Source organism: uncultured Campylobacter sp. (genome assembly GCF_937949835.1).
In the GTDB taxonomy this organism is placed as follows: domain Bacteria; phylum Campylobacterota; class Campylobacteria; order Campylobacterales; family Campylobacteraceae; genus Campylobacter_B.
Map to the genome: position 1 here is coordinate 1 of NZ_CALEDC010000007.1, position 2,325 is coordinate 2,325.

Below are 2,325 nucleotides of genomic sequence, written 5' to 3' on the forward strand. Positions count from 1 at the left end.
GCTTTTTTGAGATAGTTGTCACCATGCCGATACAACAGGAGCCGATTCTATCTAACATTTTGCTGCTCCTTTTCGTTATGATCTGCTTTATTTATAACGTTTTGCGCCATACCGTCCGATCCTTTAAATTTTATAGTTTTATCTGTGCTGTCATACGCAAATTTCATTCCGTAATGAACTGCTTATAAGGATCCGGTACCGTCGGATGTTTGGAAAATAGCAATGGCATATATTTGTAAATATCTACCATAACGATCTCTTGATACACATTATCTAGCCGCCAATCTATTTTGTCGTAGTGCTTGTTTTCATCATGCATATCTTCTATAAGAAGATCGCCATTTTTTATACCAAAATTTATAATTAGATCGAGCTCCTCTAGCGTGTATCCCCAATCTATATGGAAAAATTTAAATACTACGGATATGATCCCGTCTCCTTCGATTGCGGAGGATAATAACTCTACAATGTGCTTTTCTCTCATTGTCACCTTCCTTTAGTATAAAAATTTATCTTTGCCGCTCGGTATCTTTTTGGTTTATAAGTTCCGCCGAGCCCTCCTCAAGCGAATTATACTCATCCAGATGTATATGCGAATGTTTCGGCACGGAATCTTGCGCTAAAGTAAGCAAATGCCTGGCAAGAGATATGAGTCCGCTTTTATTTGCCCTTATAGTAACTTCGTTTTCGAGAGCATTGACGGAGATCGCGAAGTCCTTTTTCCATTGTAGCTGCAGTCCCTTTTCTGTGCAGTAATCTAATGTTTTTATAACATACTGTCCCATATAGCGCCGATACTCCTTTCTAAATTTAATCGGTTGCCGACAAAAATTCATCTCATTGATCGCTTAATCGATCTCATAGTATTTCTGGAAAAATTATATCTAAAATAAAAATGAAAGATGTCGGAATAACTAAATTTAAGACAGGTGCTGTGCGCGAACGCGAAAATGAAGTGGATTAAAATTTGAAAACAACTTAAGCAGGAAGTAAAAATAAGTGATTATAACTTAAAAGTAGCTTAAATGGTGGTCCCGATTGGACTCGAACCAACGACTTCCACCATGTCAAGGTGACACTCTACCAACTGAGTTACGGGGCCAAAAAGAAACGGCAGTATATCAAAAAAATCTCTCAATAGCAAGCAAATTTTAATTTTTCGTAAAATTCCGCCGAAATTTTATACAAGACTTCGCCGCGACGTAAAACGCCGTCGAATTCTACGCGAAATTTCACGATATTGCCGAAACCCCGCGCAAAATTCTATCCCGCAACTAAATTTCGCAATCCCGCGTGGAATTTTATCGCGCTTTTGCGGCGCTCGCGTGCTTTGTCCCAGCAGCCTATTCTGCCCCGCTTTGTTTTATCTAGTCGTTTTGCTTCACCCCGCCTCGTTTCATCTACTCGTCTTGCCTTACCCTGTCTTATTTCGCCGATTGCCTCGCTCTGCCTTGCGCCAGCTAAGACGTCCAAATTTTTTCATTCAGCTTTAGAATTTTTACGATTTGCAGCATCGCGTCCAGATCGATTTGTATCTTACTCGCGAGCCTATCACCGCGTATCGGTCTATTTAGATCGGGCTCAAAGCTATCGTATCCGCGAGGTATTTTTATATAAATTTTACTTTTTCTGAAGCTAAGCGCGATCTCCGATTTCGCAAGCGTTTTCAAAAATAAAATTTTCTCCATCAGCACGGGTGTGAGTACATACGCTGCGGCGACCGCATCTTTTGTATATACCGCAAAAGATCTGTTAAATTTCGCGTTATCCATATTGCAAGATCTTGCACCGCTTTCCAAGACGCCGTGCGGTAGCTTTATTTTTCTTGGAAGAATAAAAATGTCGGATCTAATCTTTTTATGAAAATCGGCTGCGAAAAAAAGACCTTGAAATATCTCCATTTCCTTCTTTTCATAAGTCAAAGTGAAAAAACTATCATCTATAGTCTCTTTAGACATCCAAATATCGCAAAAGCTGAAGTCCACACCGTCTATGTTTCCGTATATCAAATCATCTCCGCCAGAATTTGCATATTGATTAAAAAGCCCGCTTTGCAGGATGTCTTGCTCTTGGGTTACGGCGCCTAATCTATTGTATTTGTATCCTAGACTTTCGATGTATGGCATTATATAGAGGGCTTTGTATTGCAACGCGAATTCTCGCGTTTTGACTTTGTAGGTTTTTTCGTAAAATAGCTTATAAGTAAAATATAGCGCTATGCTTAGACCAAATAAAAGATACGGCATTCCCAAAGGTGTACCCTCTTGGCTAGCCATATATCTCATTAAGAAAACCGCAGGGATAAATATCGCACAGGCTTTAAGC

The 2,325-nt window shown here is 39.7% G+C and carries 4 protein-coding genes and 1 tRNA gene; all 5 read right to left on the reverse strand.

Annotation, left to right across the window (positions count from 1 at the left end; all coding sequences use genetic code 11):
• Positions 1-163: 163 nt before the first annotated feature.
• Positions 164-484, reverse strand: coding sequence for a hypothetical protein (locus Q0256_RS00135; RefSeq protein ID WP_295150364.1), 321 nt, complete (start codon positions 482-484; stop codon positions 164-166).
• A gap of 25 nt (positions 485-509) precedes the next feature.
• Complete coding sequence (locus Q0256_RS00140) at positions 510-785, reverse strand: hypothetical protein (protein ID WP_297958933.1); 276 nt, start codon at positions 783-785, stop codon at positions 510-512.
• 241 nt (positions 786-1,026) lie between these two features.
• Positions 1,027-1,102, reverse strand: a tRNA-Val gene (locus tag Q0256_RS00145).
• Positions 1,103-1,263: 161 nt separating this feature from the next.
• Positions 1,264-1,473: a hypothetical protein gene (locus tag Q0256_RS00150; RefSeq protein ID WP_297958935.1), complete on the reverse strand. Its 210-nt coding sequence runs from the start codon at positions 1,471-1,473 to the stop codon at positions 1,264-1,266.
• The coding region (locus tag Q0256_RS00155) for a DUF3137 domain-containing protein (RefSeq protein WP_297958937.1) at positions 1,461-2,325 on the reverse strand (865 nt) is incomplete at its 5' end. The genes Q0256_RS00150 and Q0256_RS00155, both read right to left, overlap by 13 nt.